The 16511-nt window shown below is 60.8% G+C and carries 15 protein-coding genes, 1 tRNA gene and 3 pseudogenes; 7 read left to right on the top strand and 12 right to left on the bottom strand.

Going from position 1 to position 16511, the window contains the following annotated elements:
- Window position 1: 1 nt before the first annotated feature.
- The 3 genes and pseudogenes from A3A9_RS45955 to A3A9_RS46590 form a co-directional block, all read right to left on the bottom strand.
- A pseudogene (locus A3A9_RS45955) lies at window positions 2–109 on the bottom strand (SOS response-associated peptidase); the annotation flags it as partial.
- 80 nt (window positions 110–189) lie between these two features.
- On the bottom strand, window positions 190–1137 hold the full coding sequence (locus tag A3A9_RS0133000; protein WP_202596430.1) for a hypothetical protein: 948 nt from the start codon (window positions 1135–1137) through the stop codon (window positions 190–192).
- Window positions 1094–1216: pseudogene (locus A3A9_RS46590) on the bottom strand (DUF7007 domain-containing protein); the annotation flags it as partial. The pseudogene A3A9_RS46590 and the gene A3A9_RS0133000, both read right to left, overlap by 44 nt.
- A 14-nt stretch (window positions 1217–1230) precedes the next feature.
- Here A3A9_RS46590 and A3A9_RS0132995 point away from each other — a divergent pair.
- Together A3A9_RS0132995 and A3A9_RS0132990 are read left to right on the top strand one after the other, a co-directional pair.
- Window positions 1231–1539: pseudogene (locus tag A3A9_RS0132995) on the top strand (zincin-like metallopeptidase domain-containing protein); the annotation flags it as partial.
- 604 nt (window positions 1540–2143) lie between these two features.
- Window positions 2144–2455, top strand: coding sequence for a DUF736 domain-containing protein (locus A3A9_RS0132990; RefSeq protein WP_027062409.1), 312 nt, complete (start codon window positions 2144–2146; stop codon window positions 2453–2455).
- Here A3A9_RS0132990 and A3A9_RS43230 read toward each other — a convergent pair.
- The 4 genes from A3A9_RS43230 to A3A9_RS0132970 all read right to left on the bottom strand — a co-directional run bounded on the left by A3A9_RS43230 (window position 2427) and on the right by A3A9_RS0132970 (window position 5358).
- On the bottom strand, window positions 2427–2753 hold the full coding sequence (locus A3A9_RS43230) for a WGR domain-containing protein (RefSeq protein WP_082222329.1): 327 nt from the start codon (window positions 2751–2753) through the stop codon (window positions 2427–2429). The genes A3A9_RS0132990 and A3A9_RS43230 overlap by 29 nt on opposite strands.
- 227 nt (window positions 2754–2980) lie before the next feature.
- Entirely contained in the window at window positions 2981–4897 is a 1917-nt protein-coding gene (traG, locus tag A3A9_RS0132980; RefSeq protein ID WP_027062408.1) for a Ti-type conjugative transfer system protein TraG, read from the bottom strand.
- The gene (locus A3A9_RS40070) at window positions 4818–5192 is read right to left on the bottom strand and encodes a conjugal transfer protein TraD (RefSeq protein WP_430515904.1); all 375 of its coding nucleotides are present in this window, start codon (window positions 5190–5192) and stop codon (window positions 4818–4820) included. Before A3A9_RS40070 ends, traG begins: the two co-directional genes overlap by 80 nt.
- Complete coding sequence (locus A3A9_RS0132970) at window positions 5110–5358, bottom strand: TraC family protein (RefSeq protein ID WP_027062407.1); 249 nt, start codon at window positions 5356–5358, stop codon at window positions 5110–5112. The genes A3A9_RS40070 and A3A9_RS0132970 overlap by 83 nt, the downstream gene beginning before the upstream one ends.
- Before the next feature lie 200 nt (window positions 5359–5558).
- Here A3A9_RS0132970 and traA point away from each other — a divergent pair, with 200 nt between their 5' ends.
- From traA to A3A9_RS0132955, 3 genes are read left to right on the top strand one after another with little or no spacing between them, the layout of a single operon-like run.
- Window positions 5559–8921: a Ti-type conjugative transfer relaxase TraA gene (gene traA / locus A3A9_RS0132965; protein WP_027062406.1), complete on the top strand. Its 3363-nt coding sequence runs from the start codon at window positions 5559–5561 to the stop codon at window positions 8919–8921.
- Complete coding sequence (gene traF, locus A3A9_RS0132960) at window positions 8921–9460, top strand: conjugative transfer signal peptidase TraF (RefSeq protein WP_343286143.1); 540 nt, start codon at window positions 8921–8923, stop codon at window positions 9458–9460. The genes traA and traF overlap by 1 nt, the downstream gene beginning before the upstream one ends.
- On the top strand, window positions 9348–10616 hold the full coding sequence (locus tag A3A9_RS0132955) for a conjugal transfer protein TraB (RefSeq protein WP_245279183.1): 1269 nt from the start codon (window positions 9348–9350) through the stop codon (window positions 10614–10616). The genes traF and A3A9_RS0132955 overlap by 113 nt, the downstream gene beginning before the upstream one ends.
- 459 nt (window positions 10617–11075) lie before the next feature.
- Here A3A9_RS0132955 and A3A9_RS0132950 read toward each other — a convergent pair whose 3' ends face one another.
- The 3 genes from A3A9_RS0132950 to A3A9_RS0132940 all read right to left on the bottom strand — a co-directional run bounded on the left by A3A9_RS0132950 (window position 11076) and on the right by A3A9_RS0132940 (window position 13488).
- On the bottom strand, window positions 11076–12146 hold the full coding sequence (locus tag A3A9_RS0132950; protein ID WP_063827814.1) for a GSU2403 family nucleotidyltransferase fold protein: 1071 nt from the start codon (window positions 12144–12146) through the stop codon (window positions 11076–11078).
- A gap of 183 nt (window positions 12147–12329) precedes the next feature.
- Window positions 12330–12401: transfer RNA gene (locus tag A3A9_RS0132945), tRNA-Arg, on the bottom strand.
- Window positions 12402–12579: 178 nt separating this feature from the next.
- Complete coding sequence (locus tag A3A9_RS0132940; RefSeq protein ID WP_027062402.1) at window positions 12580–13488, bottom strand: LysR family transcriptional regulator; 909 nt, start codon at window positions 13486–13488, stop codon at window positions 12580–12582.
- Between the two features lie 109 nt (window positions 13489–13597).
- Here A3A9_RS0132940 and A3A9_RS0132935 point away from each other — a divergent pair, with 109 nt between their 5' ends.
- Together A3A9_RS0132935 and A3A9_RS0132930 are read left to right on the top strand one after the other, a co-directional pair.
- Entirely contained in the window at window positions 13598–14401 is an 804-nt protein-coding gene (locus tag A3A9_RS0132935; RefSeq protein WP_430515906.1) for an alpha/beta fold hydrolase, read from the top strand.
- A gap of 68 nt (window positions 14402–14469) precedes the next feature.
- The gene (locus A3A9_RS0132930) at window positions 14470–15027 is read left to right on the top strand and encodes a carboxymuconolactone decarboxylase family protein (RefSeq protein ID WP_027062400.1); all 558 of its coding nucleotides are present in this window, start codon (window positions 14470–14472) and stop codon (window positions 15025–15027) included.
- Between the two features lie 282 nt (window positions 15028–15309).
- Here the strand turns inward: A3A9_RS0132930 and A3A9_RS40065 are convergent, their stop codons facing one another.
- Together A3A9_RS40065 and A3A9_RS0132915 are read right to left on the bottom strand one after the other, a co-directional pair.
- Window positions 15310–15609 carry a RidA family protein gene (locus A3A9_RS40065; protein WP_051371373.1) on the bottom strand — a complete coding sequence of 100 codons (300 nt, stop codon included), beginning with the start codon at window positions 15607–15609 and terminating at the stop codon, window positions 15310–15312.
- Between the two features lie 386 nt (window positions 15610–15995).
- Window positions 15996–16511: UDP binding domain-containing protein (locus tag A3A9_RS0132915; protein WP_027062399.1), on the bottom strand; the 516-nt coding region annotated here is incomplete at its 5' end.

The raw sequence follows: 16511 nt of genomic DNA, 5'->3' as shown, positions 1-16511 counted from the left end.
CCTGTGGCAAATCCAGTTCCGTCTGACGAGTGGGAATGTCGAGCGCCAACGATTGCATCATCCGGCAATATTCGGCCCAGGCGATATGCTGCTCGTAGTCATTGCACATAGCTGCCCCATGTTCGGTCAGTTGCAGAGTTATGCCAAATAGCGCGGTCGGGCCGATAGGCCCCGCCGCAGGTTCTCTGCTCACGCCCCAAAATCTTGCGCGACCCGTTCGAGAACTTTGCGGGGCTGCTTGGTGATGACGTCGCCATGGCTGACGATGATGCATCCAAGATCCGGTTCATCAGACCATTTGCGGAAAGCGGCACCCATCGCCTTGCCGTCCTTTACAAAAAACCATCTTGCAGCACGGGGCATCCTGGGCCGGTCGACGCCAAAGCCAAGCACGTGCGCCATGATGTGAGCGCCAATCCCATGCGGGTGGCGCACATTGGCAAGGATGTCATTGACGATGAGGGTGGTACCGCCGTCACGGCGCACGAACAACGCAGCCTCCTTTTCCGCCACACCCGGCACCGTCTCCATCCGAACGGAAGGGTCCTCGAAGATATCCGCAGTCGAATCGACTTTGACAATCTTCTCCACCGCCTCCCGCGCGCCCGGCGGGCAGACAATTTTCGCACGGGGATAGCGGAGTTTCCAAGGCTTGATGTCGAGCCGGTGGCCGGCGCCTGGCACGATGAGAAAGGCTGGATCACCGAGCGCTTCGATTTCCTGCATCTGCGGCTCCGCAAGGGGAATGCAGCTCCAGATCGCGGTGCGGTTTCCGCCCAGGCCGATCACAGTCATACGACGGGGAAAATGGCCAAGCGGCATCTGAATCTCGCCGCTGACCGTCAAGAGACCGTCAGCGATCGATTGCAAACGGCCGTGCGGCTCGACTTGCCATGTCTCGTGGACCTTTGCCATGAAAATACCCACGCGTGGTTTGCATCGATAATTGCGGTGGGGGATTTTCGTTCCAGGCGCGCAAGGTGGTCGAGCACCGATCAGAGCCAAACATTGGTGAACACCGCCGATCCAGCCACTCGCGAGTTCCACTACCGGGCGACGTTGGTCCTGAAGCCCCGCCATGCGGGTCTTCGCCCTTCCGATTTTCATCCCTGACGCGAAATAGATTGAAGCCGCCATGCCCCGCGGTCGAATGCGAGGTGATGCCCTCGGCATAGACCGTACCGCCCTGAGAGCAGCCCCATGGGGTGTGCACGCCGCCGGGAATGTCGTGAGGCCACGCATTGGACCGCCCCGCCGCATCGCGTGAACCGTGACCTCAGCCGTTACGCCAAAGATCGCACCGAGCGGGCACGCGAGGAGCTCATCGCCGAGCTCGGTAGCTGTTTCCTCTGCGCCGATCTTGGCATTGCACCGGAACTTGAGCCACGTTCCGATCACGCAAGCTACATCGGCTCCTGGCTGAAAGTCCTCGGGGACGACAAGCGGGCGATCTTCGCCGCTGCAGCACACGCCCAGCGTGCCGCGGGATTTCTACATGGTCTCCAGCCGACGGCCGCGCAAGTCAGCGAGGCCGCTTGATGACGGCGCTGGCGAAATCGGCCCTATTCCAGATTGCGCTATCCTCGCCGGCGCTGCGGGGCTCCAACCTTGCCCGCCTTGATCACCGGGTGCGTTCATCGGGAAGTCAGAGGTCCGCTTCCCCTTGTCATGATGTTGTTGCGTCAGATCTTGCCGGTGCTGCAGATCGGACGCGAGCACTGCAAGCACCTTCCCGGTGTGGCCGCTCGAGTGGCCCTGGAGACTGATTCCAACCGCAATGGCCTCTGCGCTCGCTTGGCCGGGGGCACGAGTTCGGGTCAGCACCGCCACGGACGTCGAGGGCTGGCCGGAAGGCCAAGGCCTATTCCTTCCACACTTGCGACAGGCCGACCCATCGGCGGCTCGATAAGGCACGTCTGACCGGAAACCGGCTTCGCCTCGATCGTTCTCCCGCAACGCCCGTCCTCAGCTTTCTTCCCCTGCCGGCTGCGCCGTCATTCCTCGCGCTAGCCAAGAAAGCCGCGCCCGGCCGCCCTCCACGCTGTTTCGGCCCCATTGGGGTGCGGTCCGATCGTCTCCGGTCTGTCGACTGCTATCGAGGCCGCGAAGGGCGCGGCCCGAGAACAAGGAAAGGAATATCACCATGGCCACCATCGGCACCTTCACCACCACCCCCAACGGCTTCACTGGCACGATCAAGACCCTCAACCTCAACGTCAAGGCGCGCATCGAGCGGGTCGACAATCCCTCCGACAAGGGCCCGCGCTTCCGCCTCTACTCGGGCGCAGTTGAACTGGGCGCCGCCTGGCAGAAGACCGCCAAGGAAACCGAGCGCGACTACCTCTCGGTCAAGCTGGACGATCCGAGCTTCCCAGCGCCGATCTACGCGACGTTGATCGAAGTGGACGGCCAGGAAGGTCTCCAGCTCATCTGGTCCCGGTCCACCCGCGACTGAGGGGCACCGCAGCGGCCCCGTCTACCAGGCGGGGCCGCTTTGCATGTCGCGCTGCAGGCCTGGGGCGATAGCCGCGCATCCTCTTGGCTCTCAGGAGATCAAGAAACAGCTCGACAGCTTCACGCTCATCATCGAACGAATGCTGGACAATGCGGCCGCGCGTACCAATCCTGCCCCAACGCCGGACAAGGCAGACCTGACCGAATAATGTCTCTTCGATCGACAGAGCATAGAAACGGGCCATATTCTGGTCCGCGTCCTTGCGTTCAAAATAGAGGCGATAGTTCTGCGCGATCATGCCGACAGAATCGCGCAGTCGGCGTCAGGCGTCCAATGACAGGTTTGAATCCTGCGACCCCAATCGATTCATTCCGGTGATGGATCGCTGTCGAAGCGTCTGCCCGAAGGGCCGCCGCTGGCGTTTGCCGGCGGCGATGCGGAGGGCTGAACGCGCCATCCAAACTGCGCCGAAGAGAAGCCCGGGAGCCACCTCAAGGACGGAAGGTCATGGCCGGCTTGGTCATGTCATTTCTTCTTCGGGCCGAACCTGTTCGCGCCAGCGATTGCGACCATCTCCTTGCGCCGGAAATAGATCGCGCGGCCACAACGCAGGGGCCGATTGCCGGCGGTGAAGACGATCTGTTCGTCGCTGCGCATTTGCAGGACTTCGTGTGGAAGGATCAGTGGGCGTCGGGCGAGTTGCTTCGAGCGGGTTCTCGACGTTCCGTTCATCCGCGATGACGTGCTTGTCTGTCCGACCTCGACCGTCGTGTCACCGCAACGCTTCGAGATGTATTCGGCTGTTTCGGGATCATTGATCGCTGCGAATGATATCCACGAGGCGGACTCGAACCATTTTGAGGAGGCGTCGCGGCCGCCATAGGCTTCGCGCATCTGGCCGAGCGACTGGAACAGCAGCAGGAGACTGATGCCGTATTTGCGGCCGGCGTCGCGGGCGGTTTCGAGAATGCGCATGAAGCCGAGGCGTGCCACCTCGTCCAGCAGGAAGAGGGTGCGGTCTTCGAAATCCCCATTGCGATTGTAGAGGGCATTCATCAGCGAGCCGATGATGACGCGAGCAAGGCCTGGATGGTTTTCCAGCGTCTTCAGATCGAGGTTGATGAAGATGTCGGCTTTACCCGCCGCGACCTCGTCGGTCGCAAAACTTCTGCCTGAGACAAGCGCGGCGTAATTCTCGTAGGACAGCCAGTGCGTTTCCTTCGACGCGGCGCCGTAGATTCCGGAAAATGTCTCCGGCGTCATGTTGATGAACGGTGCCACATTCTCGCGGACGAATGCGCTTTGCGATGAGTCGTAGATTTCCTGCAGCCGGGTTCGCAATTTTGGCTCCGGTTCGGCAAGATTGGTGCGGACCTGGCGCAGCGTCTGGTTACCATATGGCGTATGCCCGGAGAGGCAGACGTCCGCGATCAGGGCCGTTACCAACTGCTGCGCCGACCCGCGAAAGAAGTCGTTTCGCCCGGCATCGAGGCGCGGATTGTCGGTCATGATCCAGGATGCCACAGCGCTGACATCCTCCTCCTTCGTGCCTCCGAATTTCCCTAACCAGTCGAGCGCGTTGAAGCCCGTGCCGTCGCGCGCCGGATCGATCACATGGACTTGGCGGTTGTGCGATCTGCGATGCGCAGCGACCATCGGTGCGACCTCATTTGAGGGGTCAAGGACGACGAGCCCACCCTTCCATTGAAGTGCAGTCGGTATGGTTGACGACGTCGTTTTGAAGCCGCCAGACCCGGCGAAGACAATCGCGTGGCCCGATCCGAAGTCGCCGTCAAAGCAGAGCAGGGGCGCGCGCCCTCCGCTTCCCCAGCTTTGCGGATCGCTCACCTTGAACCGAGAGGCGGCAACTGTGTCGCGATCGACGCGGTAACGCTCGCCAACGACGATGCCACCCTCTTTCGCAAACAGTTTTGCGGCTTGGCCCAACGGCATCCAATCAGCGTCCCCATGGATGGCGCGCTTACCGACGATGCGTTTTGGCGATCGGGACGCGAAGGCCCTGTTGCCATGCAATGCAACACGGAGAGCGAAGATACCGACGAACAGCGTGATGGTCGCGCCGCTGATCATGAATGGGTCGGCATAGGATAGCAGGGTTCCCTTAGCGACCCGATCCGCGAATGAACGGAGCCGGGCGGCTTCGTTCATGGCGGCGATCCCGACCACGACTATCGCGCCGAGAAACGCGCCGAAGCCAACCGACCTGATCGATCGCGAGCCAGCCGCGGCAAACAGAAAGATCAGCCCAACGACGCCAGACGCCGTATACGGAAACGCCAGTCCAAGCTTGCCAAGAAGCAGATGGGCCGCGTGTGATGTTGCGAGGCCAGCTAGCCAGCCCTCACTCCCGATCAGACTCCACAATGTTGCGAGCATAAGTGCTGCCGGCGCGATCACGAGCCCGAGTCTCTTCCATGTCATGGTCGAAAGCAGCCTTTCCGATTGTGCGCAGGCGCGCCCATTCCGTCTGGTTGTCAGTGCGTCGCGCCAGCTCGACGAGAGCGCCCAGGATCACGGCGCGGTCGGCCATGCGAAGGCCGGCCTTTACGACCAGACCGCCTAGCTGAATTTTCTCGCGAGTGTCGCGCTTGCGCTCCTCCAATGACTGTCGGCGCTTCACGTTCATCACCCGCTTAAGCATCGCTTTCAGCAGGCCGAGCCGACTTCGGCGCGGCCGGCCGACGCTTCTCGCTTCCTGCTTGAAATCGTCCTGCAAGCTCGGCGAAAAGCTCGCCGAGCCTCGCCTCGTCAATGTCGAGATCCCCCAGACCGGCCTTGACCGCGATGCGTCCGATCCGCTCGGCTTCCTTGGCCTCGGCAGCCTTCAGTTGATCGTGCAGGCGCTCGATCTCCCCGCGGATCTTCGACGATGATTTTCTCATGGTGTTTGCGCTTTCTCATGACGCTCGTTTTCAGAAGCCCGATGATGGTGGTAATGCGGGGCACCAGCACCTGTGGATTTCCGAAGATGTCGTGTGGCAAGCACTGACGCAGTATCCCGCCGAACGAAGAGAGAATTGAAGGGCGCACTTATACGTCGCTTGCGCGACGTTGGTGCTCCCGGCGGGAGCCGGAGAGCCGGATGGCGATCTACCACTTGCATGCGCAGATCATCGGACGGGGAGAAGGCCGTAGCGCAGTGGCGTCGGCAGCGTACCGGCATTGCGCGCGTATGGAGATCGAGGCCGAGGCACGGATCGCCGACTATTCGAACAAGAAGGGTCTTACCCATTCCGAGTTCGCGTTGCCGGAAGAAACGCCGGCATGGCTGCGCGTCCTTGTCGACGGTCGTGACGCAGTAGGGGCTTCCGCTGCTCTGTGGAATTCCGTCGAGGCTTTCGAGAAGCGATCCGATGCGCAGTTCATGCGCGAGATGGATCTGGCGCTTCCCGTCGAGTTTTCACGTGAGAAGAACATCGAATTGGCGCGCGCGTTCGTGGCGGAACAGATCCTTCCGCGGGGCATGGTGGCGGACTGGGCCTATCACGATAGTCCCGGCAATCCGCATATCCATCTGATGACCACGCTGAGACCGCTCACCGAGAACGGGTTCGGACCGAAACGGATCGCGGTGCTCGGCAGCGATGGTAAGCCGCTGCGTATAAAATCGAAGCTGCATCCTCATGGTAAGATCTTCTATCGGCTATGGGCCGGCGACGAGAAGATGCTGAACGAATGGCGCGAAGCCTGGGCGGCTCTACAAAACCGGCATCTCTCCAAACAAGGGCTCGACATTCGCGTCGATCATCGCTCGTTCGAGGAGCAGGGCATAGACCTCGTGCCGACCGCCAAGATTGGCGTTGGCGCGACGCACATTGCGCGTGAGGCTGAATCCCGAGAGCGCGAGGTGGCGCTCGAACGGCTCCGTCTCTTTGAGGAGCAACGACAGGAATCGGCCAGGCGTATCGACCGCCGACCGGAGATCATTCTCGAGATGATCGCGCGTGAGCGCAGCGTCTTTGCCGAGCGTGACCTGGCAAAGCTGGTGCATCGCTATGTCGATGATCCCCGCACGTTCTCGAATGTTATGGCGCGGCTCATGGCGAGCCCTGGATTGGTGCGTCTGCAAGGCGACACGTTGGACTTCGAGACCGGCGAGCGAATTCCGGAAAAGTTTGCAACCAGAAAAATGATCCGCATCGAAGCGGACATGGCGCGGCAGGCGCTGCATCTGTCTGGGCGGGAGACTTTTGCCATCTCGCACGACGCGCTTACGGCCACGTTCCAGAAACACTCCTATCTGCATGACGAGCAACGCGCGGTGGTCGAATATGTGACTGGTGCGTCCCGTATAGCAGCGATCGTTGGCCTGGCAGGCGCGGGAAAAACCACCGCGCTGAAAGCGGCGCGTGAAGCTTGGGAACGCGAAGGTTTTCGTGTCGTCGGTGGCGCGCTCGCCGGCAAGGCGGCCGAAGGCCTGGAGAAGGAGGCGGCGATCGCGGCGCGCACACTGGCGTCATGGGAGCTTCGCTGGGGCAGGGGCACCGACCTTCTCGACGCGAAGGCTGTTTTCGTCATGGACGAAGCCGGCATGGTTGCGTCGAGACAAATGGCGCTGTTCGTCGACGTGGTCGCCCGTGCCGGCGCCAAGCTCGTCCTGGTCGGCGATGGCGAGCAGCTTCAGCCGATAGAGGCAGGCGCCGCATTTCGCGCGATTCATGACCGCGTCGGCTATGTCGTGCTCGAAAACGTCCGCCGCCAAAAACAAAACTGGATGCGTAGGGCAAGCGTGGATTTCGCGCGCGGCAGGACGGCTGATGCGATCGGCGCGTATCAAGCTCGTGGCAAAGTCCTCGGCAGCCAGACCAAGGCGGAAGCGATCCAGGCGCTGATCGCCGACTGGATCCGCGATCACGATCCGCAAGAATCGTCGATCATTCTGGCCCATCTTCGCCGCGACGTGAGGATGTTGAATGAGCAAGCGCGCGCCGCACTCGTTGAGCGCGGCGCGATTGGCGAGGGGTTTGGATTCCAGACGGAACAGGGGCCGAGAAACTTCGCCGCTGGCGACCAGATTGTTTTTCTGCGCAATGAGAATTCTCTCGGAGTGAAGAATGGCATGATCGGCCGTGTCGCCGAGTCGAAGCCGGGTCGCATCGTTGTCGAAATTGCCGGCAACACACGCCGGGTCGAGATCACGCAGGCTTTCTACCGGGATGTCGATCATGGCTATGCGACGACGATCCACAAGTCGCAAGGCACGACCGTCGATCGGGTGAAAGTGCTCGCCTCGCTCTCGCTCGATAAGCATCTTTCCTATGTTGCCATGACGCGCCATCGCGAGGATGTCGCGCTCTACTACGGGCGTCGTTCCTTCGAAAAGGCGGGCGGCCTGATTCCACTGCTGTCACGACGGACGGCAAAGGAAACGACACTCGACTACGCGGGCTCGCGGGCGTATCTCGAGGCGCTCCGCTATGCGACGACCCGTGGCCTTCATGCCTTCCGGGTCGTGAGAGCGTTGCTTGACGACCAGCTACGATTCATCGCGCGCGCCAAGGAGAAGGTCGCAAGGCTCGGCTGGAAGCTTGCCGCAACTGCCTCGATCAGCGGTCTGCGATCGGCAAAACAGGCTCAGGTTTCGAGGACTGCACGGTCGTCGTTGAAGCCTATCTCCACCGCCAACGCGTCCATCGAAGTAGCCGACCCACTGCTGCGCGGTGTGACGCAATGGGTGCGGTCGATCACCGACATTGTGAAGGAGAATGCCTTGTCCGAACCTTCAGCGAAGCAGCAATGGCGTTTGGTGTCGGACCGCTTTGCTCAAATCTACCAGTACCCACATGCGGCCGCAAACGCCATGAAGATCGACATGGTCGTGGACACGTCTGATCGCTCTCGCGCCGTGCTCGATCAGCTGGCAACCAACCCGGAAATCTTTGGCCAACTGCGCGGCAAAGTCGGTCTGTTCGCCTCGAAAGCCGAAAAGCACGAACGGCAGCTGGCGATCGAAGGGGGCGCCGATCTCAAGGTCGAGATCGAGCGCTACATCCGCGTTCGGTCTGAGGCATCAGCCCGGCTCCAGGCGAAGGAAGCGGAGAAACGGCAGCGCGCGTCGATCGACATACCGGCATTATCTCCGTCGGCAACCGTCGTCATGGAGCGCGTGCGCGATGCGATCGACCGCAACGATCTCTCGGCCGCGCTCGGCTTCGTCCTCGCCGACCGTACGGTCAAGGCCGAGATCGATCGGCTGAATGCCGCGCTGTGCCAGCGTTTTGGCGAGCGTGCGTTGATCGGACTGGATGCACACAAGATCGATGGCCCGGCTTATAAAGCGCTGGCGGCGAGCATGCCCGCTACCCAGAAGCTGAACCTTGCGGAAGCCTGGCCAGTGTTGCGCGCGGCGCAGCAGCTCGCCGCGCACGAGCGGACCGTGCAGGCGCTGAAGCATACAGAAACCACAGATCTCATTCAGCGACATACCCTTGTGCCTGGACGGTGATGATGCGGAATCAACGTCGAAATGCTTTGAATATTGTTGGCGCAGGGGCCGCGCTGGTTTTGTCGATAGCTGCGTGCGGCGCTTGGGGCGGATACCGACTGAACATGACACGGAGCTATCCGCTCGGTCTTTGGCGGATCGAGACCTTGCATCGCGAGGTGGCGGTGGGCGACATCATCTTCATCTGTCCGCCCATCACACCCGCATTCAGCGTTGCGCTCGAACGCGGGTATATCCCACGCGGTCTCTGTCCAGGCGGGACGGGTCCTTTGATCAAGAGGGTCGCTGCACTCGCGAGACAACGTGTAACGATCGATAGCCGTGTGAATATCGACGGCCGCCGTCTCGACCAATCTGAAGTGCAGGCAGCCGACTCCCAGGGCAGGGCGCTTACGGCCTTCGCCGGTGGCGTGGTGCCACCAAGCCATGTCTTCCTTCACTCCAGATATTCAGGTTCCTATGACTCGCGCTATTTTGGACCGATTTCGGCCGCCGGCATTCTCGGCTTTGCGAGGCCCGTTTTCACGTTCGGGCCGTGACGCGGCACGTTCGATCGCATTCATCGCCGGTTCTATCGCCGTCGGCGCGATCGGCTGGAGCGGAAATCCGCTCACTCTTCCAGGGGCCATGGCCTTTCCTGCGTTGTGGGCCTTTTCGCCCTCACGCATGGTCGCCGTCTGCGTGTCGGCAGGGTACTTCCTGGCTGCGTCGCGCGGCCTGCCGCAGGGCGTCGTGAACTTCTATGGCTCGCAGTTCGCGCTCGGGATCGCGTTTTGGTTGGCCGCGTCGCTCGCCTTTGTCACTATCCATGTGGCTCTCTGGACGTCAAGCGCGGGTTGGGAACGGGCGTTGCGCTACGCGATCGTTGCGGTTGTGATGAGTGTTCCGCCATTCGGTATCGTCGGGTGGGCGCACCCGATCACGGCCTCCGGAATTCTGTTTCCAGGATGGGGTTGGTTCGGGGTGACCGCGGCCGCGATCCTGATGCTCGTCATGACGATGAGGCGATGGTCGATCGCGGCCGCGCTCCTGGGAGGTCTTTGGACCTGGTCCGCCGCAAGCTGGACACCGCCAAATCTGCCAGAAGGCTGGGTTGGTGTCGACACGCGATTTCGAGGTTCGGCCGGCCAGTATGCCGGTTATACCCAGCAGCTCCGGACTACTGCTCTGGCGAAGACAGAGGCCATGCGCGGCGCGCGCATTGCCGTTCTACCGGAAAGCGCTGCTGGTCTCTGGACGTCGACCGTCGAACGACTCTGGGCACGAGAACTGACTGGGAGCGGCGTGACTGTCATCGCCGGGGCCGCCGTGGTCGACCAGTATGGCTATGACAACGTCATGATGCGGATCTCGGCAAAGGGAAGCGAAATCCTCTATCGTGAGCGCATGCCGGTACCTGTCTCGATGTGGCAGCCGTGGCTCGCCTGGGTCGGGCAGCGAGGCGGGGCGAGAGCGCATGTCTTTGCCAATCCGGTCGTCGATGTCGAGGGCGTGAAGATTGCGCCGCTGATCTGTTATGAGCAGCTCATCGTCTGGCCGGTGCTTCAATCCATGCTCCATCGACCGGATGTCATCGTCGCGGCAGGAAATGGCTGGTGGACGTCGGGCGTTAGCATTGTCGCGATCCAAAAGGCGAGCGCGCAAGCCTGGGCGTCTCTGTTCGGCCTGCCGCTCGTCTTGGCGGTCAATCGCTGACGGTAGAAGAGAAAAGTGGATATCGAACTTGTCTTCAGTGCGCCGATGACAGCTTCGTTGAGGGGAAAGGAGTCTAGTCGCACCTTGCCACCACCATCACAACATATGGAAGGGCGATCCTTGATACCGGCTCCGCGAGCGCCGGCTCAAGCGGTCGAGGTCAGCCGGCTTCATGCCGGAAGCCTTCAACGACTCGATCGAGGCCTATCGAAGCGAATATTTCGAGGCGAGTATGTGTTCGCCAGGGCGATGCTTGCACTGTCGAGGCCCTGGAACCGGAAGCTCTATCACTGAAAAGGACTGTGATAGTCCGCGGGCCTGCCGTCGGCGCCAGGGTATGATCCAGACAAGGCTGAACGTCGGTCGATCTTGGGCGGAGAGGTGTCAGTACTGGATAAATAATTGGTTCAGCTACCTTTCAGCAATATATGCGAAAATTCGTGATGATTGCTGAAAAGACTACATGGCAAACGAAGCCTCCGCTGAGCCGGGCACCTCGAAGAGCGGTCTGGCCCTTTCCACGACGCTCTTGGGAAAGCTCTTGAGGACTTCGGGATCGAAGGGAAGATTGGGCATGTGGGTGGCGACAAGAGCCGCCACCCAACGGGCCTGAGCGGCATCGCGGTCCCGCTTCAAGGTATTCCTGTCAGGGCGTTCGGACAGCCAGTGCTTATGGACCACATAGGCACGGGGATCGGGCGCGACGATTCGCACGGGAAACCCTCTTGCGTCGATCGCCATTGCCTCGAACTGAGGCGCGTTTTCATGCCACGCGAGACCTATGATCTGGACGGCTTCGAGATCCGAAGGCTCGCCTGAAACCGAACTAGCCTCGACCTTCCACGGTGGATCGCGCATCGGCTTGATCAGATCAACAAGATATCCCTCGTCACTGACCGCCTGAAAGGTTCTGTCCGTTCTGCGGAATGATCGGTCAGCCTTTTTGAGGAGGCCCAAAAGCGTTCGCTCCGCGACATCCTCCTCTGCAGCAAGGCGCATGTGCGCACGGGCATCGAATAGGAGGTCGATGTCTTCCGTCGTCGTGATGTCAGATGGGAAACGGACGCCGGCAGAAGCCTCATAGGCGAAGAGCGCATTGGTGCCTACGACTTTCAGTCCCTTTCCCAGAAGATCGGCTCCATCGACGGCCCTAATGATCTTGGCCCCGATCTCTGGCACGCGCCCCATTACCAGTGCACGGTTGACCGCCGCCTGTCTCCGGAGGGTTTCCGTGGCTACCTTCAGTTGACGGGCAGCCTCTTCCTTTCCGCGCGTGAACTCTGCGAACACCTTTTCCGTGTGCTCGTCCCGGCGTCCTAGAGATCGTTGCCGTTTGACCCCTGATTTGGGATCGTAGTAATCGCGGAGCAGGTACTCCACACCATGTCGCGCGGCGAAAATCATCGAGCCTCGGTAGCCAGAATCTCGCCTCCGGGCGTCGAGATACGTCTGGAATCGCTGCTGCGTGTTGATGAATTCGCGGCCTTGGTCTCCGTTAAGTCTTTGAAATTCAATGTGTTCAGCAACCATCTTGGAAATCCACGTTTATTGCTGAAAAACAAAGCACGACTCATCGCAACACGCAAGCCAGAGATCGGGGTAGGTCGGGCGGAAAGCGCCAAGTAGAACTACAGACACGTAGCTGGTGTTGAAGAAGGTTCGCAACGCATGACAAACATGGTGATCATCGGCTGTGATGTCGCGCGCTTGTCATGGAGCGCCAGAGGGGTCGAACCCGCGTTCTCCGGGTAGAAGCCGGCTGTTCTGCCATTGAACTACTGACGCGCGCGACAGTGGCAACCGACCGCTAGCCGCAGGGGCAAGGGTGCTTTCCATAGCAGGGTGGGGGCGCTAGATTCTGAGAGGGTAGAAGCCGCGACGCATCGTCATCGACGGTGCGTTTTTTGTGAGCTGCAGTGACTGGCCTCTCTTGCGTCCGTGAATCTGGTGTTTGCTGAAGGGGTCAAGAGTCCGAACGCTCAGACGCTACCTGCTCTCTAAAGAAATCAATAAACTTCCGCGTCTTCAAAGGGAGGTAGGCGCGCGACGGATAGGCGACCCAGACGGCACTCTCCTGCGCACCAACGCTGACCTTCCAACTGGCGAGAAGCTGGACGAGCTTTCCGCTTTTGATGTCCTCATCCACCGACCATTCCGGCAGAAGCGAGATCCCGACGCCGTCGCGTGCCAACTGCCGAAGCGCCAGCGTGTTGCTGGTCCGGATCTTCGCTGGCACGACCAATTCGATGTTTTCGAGATCTCGCCTGAAGAGCCACAGCGGCGTTTGAGGTGAATTCGTGGTCGGCAAACAGACATGCGCATCAACGTCTTCAGGCCGATCGACCGGAGGCGCCGAGGACAGGTATTCCTTCGACGCCACCAAACGACGCTCGATCGTCTTTAACTTGGACACGACGAGCTCGCCCGTGGGACGCGGCCCGAGCCGCAAGGCCACGTCGACCTGCTGGGCAACGAGGTCCACCAGAGCATCCGAGAGCAGCAGATCGATCTCAATTCTCGGGTACCGCGCGCAGAACCCAGCCAGAAGCGGCGCGACAACCGCTTCACCGTAGGCGTTGGAGGCTGTGACCCGCAACAGGCCGCCCGGCTGTTCAACCGCCGCAACGGCTGCTTCGCGGGCCGCCGCAACCTCGTCCACTATCGGCAGGATTCGAGATAAGAAAATCGCGCCGGCCTCCGTCACCGATAGCTTCCGGGTCGTTCGCTGGAACAGCCGCATCCCAAGCTGTGCTTCCAGGGCAGCGATCCTGCGAGACACCGTCGATGCCTCACTGGCCTCGGCCCGCGCCGCAGCTGCAATGCTGCCGAGCTGAGCGACACGGCAGAAGGTTTTGAGATCGTCGATGTCCATTCGTGCAAAATTGGCACGAATGTCATGCCAACTACAAGCGTTACCTCTCAATCCTCATGGCTTATATCCAACCCATGCAAGGCACCCGGGCCTACCAAAGGAGAGATTCATGACGTCCGAAACGAAACATACCTTCCTCAGCTGGCAGCTGGCGATGACGGCGGTCGCTGCGCTTCTGCTCGCCCCCATGGCCACCGAAGCCGCGTCGACCAAGCCCACCATTGTTCTGGTTCACGGCGCGATGGCAGACAGCTCCTCCTGGGACGCGGTGATCCCAATTCTCTCTCGGGATGGCTACACGGTCGTGGCCGTAGCGGACCCGCTTCGCAGTGTCTCTGGCGATGCCGCTGCCGTCGCCAGCGTGATCGAAAACATCGACGGGCCTGTGGTGCTGGTCGGCCATTCCTATGGCGGGGCGGTCATTACAAACGCCGCCCTCACCAGCAAGAGTGTCAAGGCGCTGGTCTATGTCGCGGCATTCGCGCCCGACAAGGGCGAGAGCGCCTTCGCTCTGATCGGCAAGTTTCCAGGTAGCGAACTTGGGGCGGCTTTGGCAAAGCCCGTTACGCTTGCCGATGGTGGTCATCAGCTGAGCGTCGATCCGGCAAAATTTGCCGGACCCTTTGCGGCCGACCTGCCGAAAAAGCAGGTGGCCCTGATGGCTGTCACCCAAAGACCGGTCACCGAGGCCGCGCTGAAGGAAGCTTCAGGCGAGGCCGCCTGGAAAATCCTGCCCTCCTACTTCGTTTACGGCGCGGCCGACAAAAGCCTCCCCCCGGCTCTGCACGATTTCATGGCGAAGCGTGCGCACGCGCGCGATGTCATGGTTGTCCCGGGTGCATCGCATGTCGTCATGCTCTCGCATCCGGCAAAAGTCGCCGAAGTGATCGAAGAGGCGGCGCGGGCCGATTAAGCGGTCCTCTCAAGCCTCCCATTTACGGCGCGACCCTTAGCGTCATCCACAACATCAAGGACAGACACATGACCAACTTTCCCATGCACTCCATTGAAACAGCGCCCGAAGCCTCCAAGCCGTCACTGGAGGCCTTGAATTCGGCATTCGGCTTCATTCCAAATATCGCCGGGGCGATGGCCACGTCGCCTGTGCTTATCGGCAGCTTGACCGACCTCTTCGCTCGGGTCCATGGCGGGAACTTCAATGAAGCGGAGATTCAAATCCTGCTTTTGACGAATGCCGTCACCAACAATGCCGAGTGGGCTGTGGCATTTCACTCCTACCTGGCGATTGCCGAGGGGATCGATGCCGAAACTGTGACCAGCATCAGGGATGGTGCTCTGCCTGAGGATGCCAAGCATGCGGCGCTGTCAAAACTGACGCGTACGCTTATCGAGAAGCGCGGTGGTCTTGGCTCGGTGGAGAAGCGCGAATTCCTCGATGCGGGGTATGACGAGAGCCGTTTGCTGGAGGTGGTCGCCGTTCTTGCGGCATCTACGATCACCAACTACACGGCCAACATCACCCAACCGCCGCTCGAGACGACATTTCAGCCGCACGCCTGGCAGACAGGTAGACGCTGATCTGGACAGGCTCAGCCCTGCTCTTGCCTTCAGTTGCAAGAGACGACGGTGCGGGGAGGGCGTGGTAGATTGACGTCCGTTCGAATTCGGCCTCGTCGTGCGGCCGATCGAGCCGGGCAGTTCCGGACCCTCGACCTTTCACAATTGGGTGCGAAATTCTCCGCTATGCGGCTCGCTGCGGCACTGACATATTGGATCGCTCTCTCGCGACCTGCCAGACATCCGCGCCTCTGGTTGCGACACACCCATCGAAGGTCGATGGGCGAGCCGCTCCTTCCCTCGTCAGGGGAGCCGAACCGCCATTTCAATCTCGACCAGGATTTCAGGCGCCATGACCAGCTCGAACGCTTCACTGGTTGCATCGACGACACAGACGCGCATCATGACAATGTCCTGCGCGGACGCCTCCAGTTCTTCGTGGACGGCCGCAAGACTGGCTACTGCAAGCTTTGCTTGGCCAGCGAGGTCCTTAGGCGCGTCCTCACTGCCCGGCGCCGCTGCGATCTGGCCCGACAGGAAGGCGATACGGCCCGGTTCCGCTATGCTGATCTGCGAGTATCCGGCCGACGACATATCCCACATGGTGGGGATTGCGTCGGCTCACCGATGCGGCTGCACCGGTCGCCGCGCAAGATTCTGCTCAAAGACGCAGAGGAAGCGGCCGACTTGGTGCTGTTGCCGTCGCGGGGAAATGCGGCGCCAGAGGGTTGATGCTGGATGCGTGAAGGTTGCAGCAGGCAATCGCTGCGCTTCCACAAGGCTTCCTCGACTAGGGAGAGGCCGGTCGAAGCAGTTGATTTAACATAACGGATATTCTGAGAATCTAACCATTTGATATCGTTATATAATAGTGAGTTCCATAATTAAACTTATGCGACTTTCCCATGTAGCAGCTATTTAGTAATGCGACAGTTGGCCCCTTTCCGCCGGGTGCGCCTGTCAGATTCTACCTGTTCTCTACACCTGTCTCATGAGGCCAACCTGCCGATCGAGTGGTATTCGATGCCGTGGCGTGCCACGACCTTGGGGTCGTAGAGGTTGCGACCGTCGAAGATGACCGCCGTGGTCAGCGCATCCTTCAGCGCATCGAAGGACGGCGCGCGAAAACTCTTCCATTCGGTGGCGATGAGCAGCGCATCGGCGCCGCGCAATGCCGCTTCCTTGGTGCCGCACAGAAGCAGATCGTCGCGCAGGCCATAGATGGCCTGGCATTCCTGCATTGCCTCGGGGTCATAGGCCTGCACGGTCGCGCCGGCCTCCCAGAGCGCTTCCATCAGCACACGCGCCGGTGCTTCGCGCATGTCGTCGGTGTTGGGCTTGAAGGCCAGACCCCAGAGCGCAAAGGTCTTGCCNTTGAGACTGCCCTTGAAATAGCGGTTCACCTTGTCGAACAGGACAGATTTCTGGTCGTTGTTGCGCTCCTCGACGGCGCGCAGCAGCTTGGCGTCGAATTTGACGCCCTCGGCGGTCTTGATCAGGGCGCG

The sequence above is a fragment of the Mesorhizobium loti CJ3sym genome (assembly GCF_000472785.1).
In the GTDB taxonomy this organism is placed as follows: Bacteria; Pseudomonadota; Alphaproteobacteria; order Rhizobiales; family Rhizobiaceae; genus Mesorhizobium; species Mesorhizobium loti_E.
Note: the sequence above shows the minus strand (reverse complement) of the source record. Positions and strands in the feature narration are given on the sequence as shown.

Excerpts from the sequence above, each read along its gene's own strand:
- A3A9_RS43230 (WP_082222329.1), bottom strand. The coding sequence starts at position 2,753 with ATGATCGCGCAGAACTATCGCCTCTATTTTGAACGCAAGGACGCGGAC.
- A3A9_RS0132970 (WP_027062407.1), bottom strand. The coding sequence starts at position 5,358 with ATGAGAAAATCATCGTCGAAGATCCGCGGGGAGATCGAGCGCCTGCAC.
- A3A9_RS0133000 (WP_202596430.1), bottom strand. The coding sequence starts at position 1,137 with ATGGCGGCTTCAATCTATTTCGCGTCAGGGATGAAAATCGGAAGGGCG.
- A3A9_RS0132940 (WP_027062402.1), bottom strand. The coding sequence starts at position 13,488 with ATGGACATCGACGATCTCAAAACCTTCTGCCGTGTCGCTCAGCTCGGC.
- A3A9_RS40065 (WP_051371373.1), bottom strand. The coding sequence starts at position 15,609 with ATGTGGGATATGTCGTCGGCCGGATACTCGCAGATCAGCATAGCGGAA.
- A3A9_RS0132950 (WP_063827814.1), bottom strand. The coding sequence starts at position 12,146 with ATGGTTGCTGAACACATTGAATTTCAAAGACTTAACGGAGACCAAGGC.
- traA (WP_027062406.1), top strand. The coding sequence starts at position 5,559 with ATGGCGATCTACCACTTGCATGCGCAGATCATCGGACGGGGAGAAGGC.
- traF (WP_343286143.1), top strand. The coding sequence starts at position 8,921 with ATGATGCGGAATCAACGTCGAAATGCTTTGAATATTGTTGGCGCAGGG.
- A3A9_RS0132990 (WP_027062409.1), top strand. The coding sequence starts at position 2,144 with ATGGCCACCATCGGCACCTTCACCACCACCCCCAACGGCTTCACTGGC.
- A3A9_RS0132955 (WP_245279183.1), top strand. The coding sequence starts at position 9,348 with ATGTCTTCCTTCACTCCAGATATTCAGGTTCCTATGACTCGCGCTATT.
- traG (WP_027062408.1), bottom strand. The coding sequence starts at position 4,897 with ATGACATGGAAGAGACTCGGGCTCGTGATCGCGCCGGCAGCACTTATG.
- A3A9_RS0132930 (WP_027062400.1), top strand. The coding sequence starts at position 14,470 with ATGACCAACTTTCCCATGCACTCCATTGAAACAGCGCCCGAAGCCTCC.
- A3A9_RS0132935 (WP_430515906.1), top strand. The coding sequence starts at position 13,598 with ATGACGTCCGAAACGAAACATACCTTCCTCAGCTGGCAGCTGGCGATG.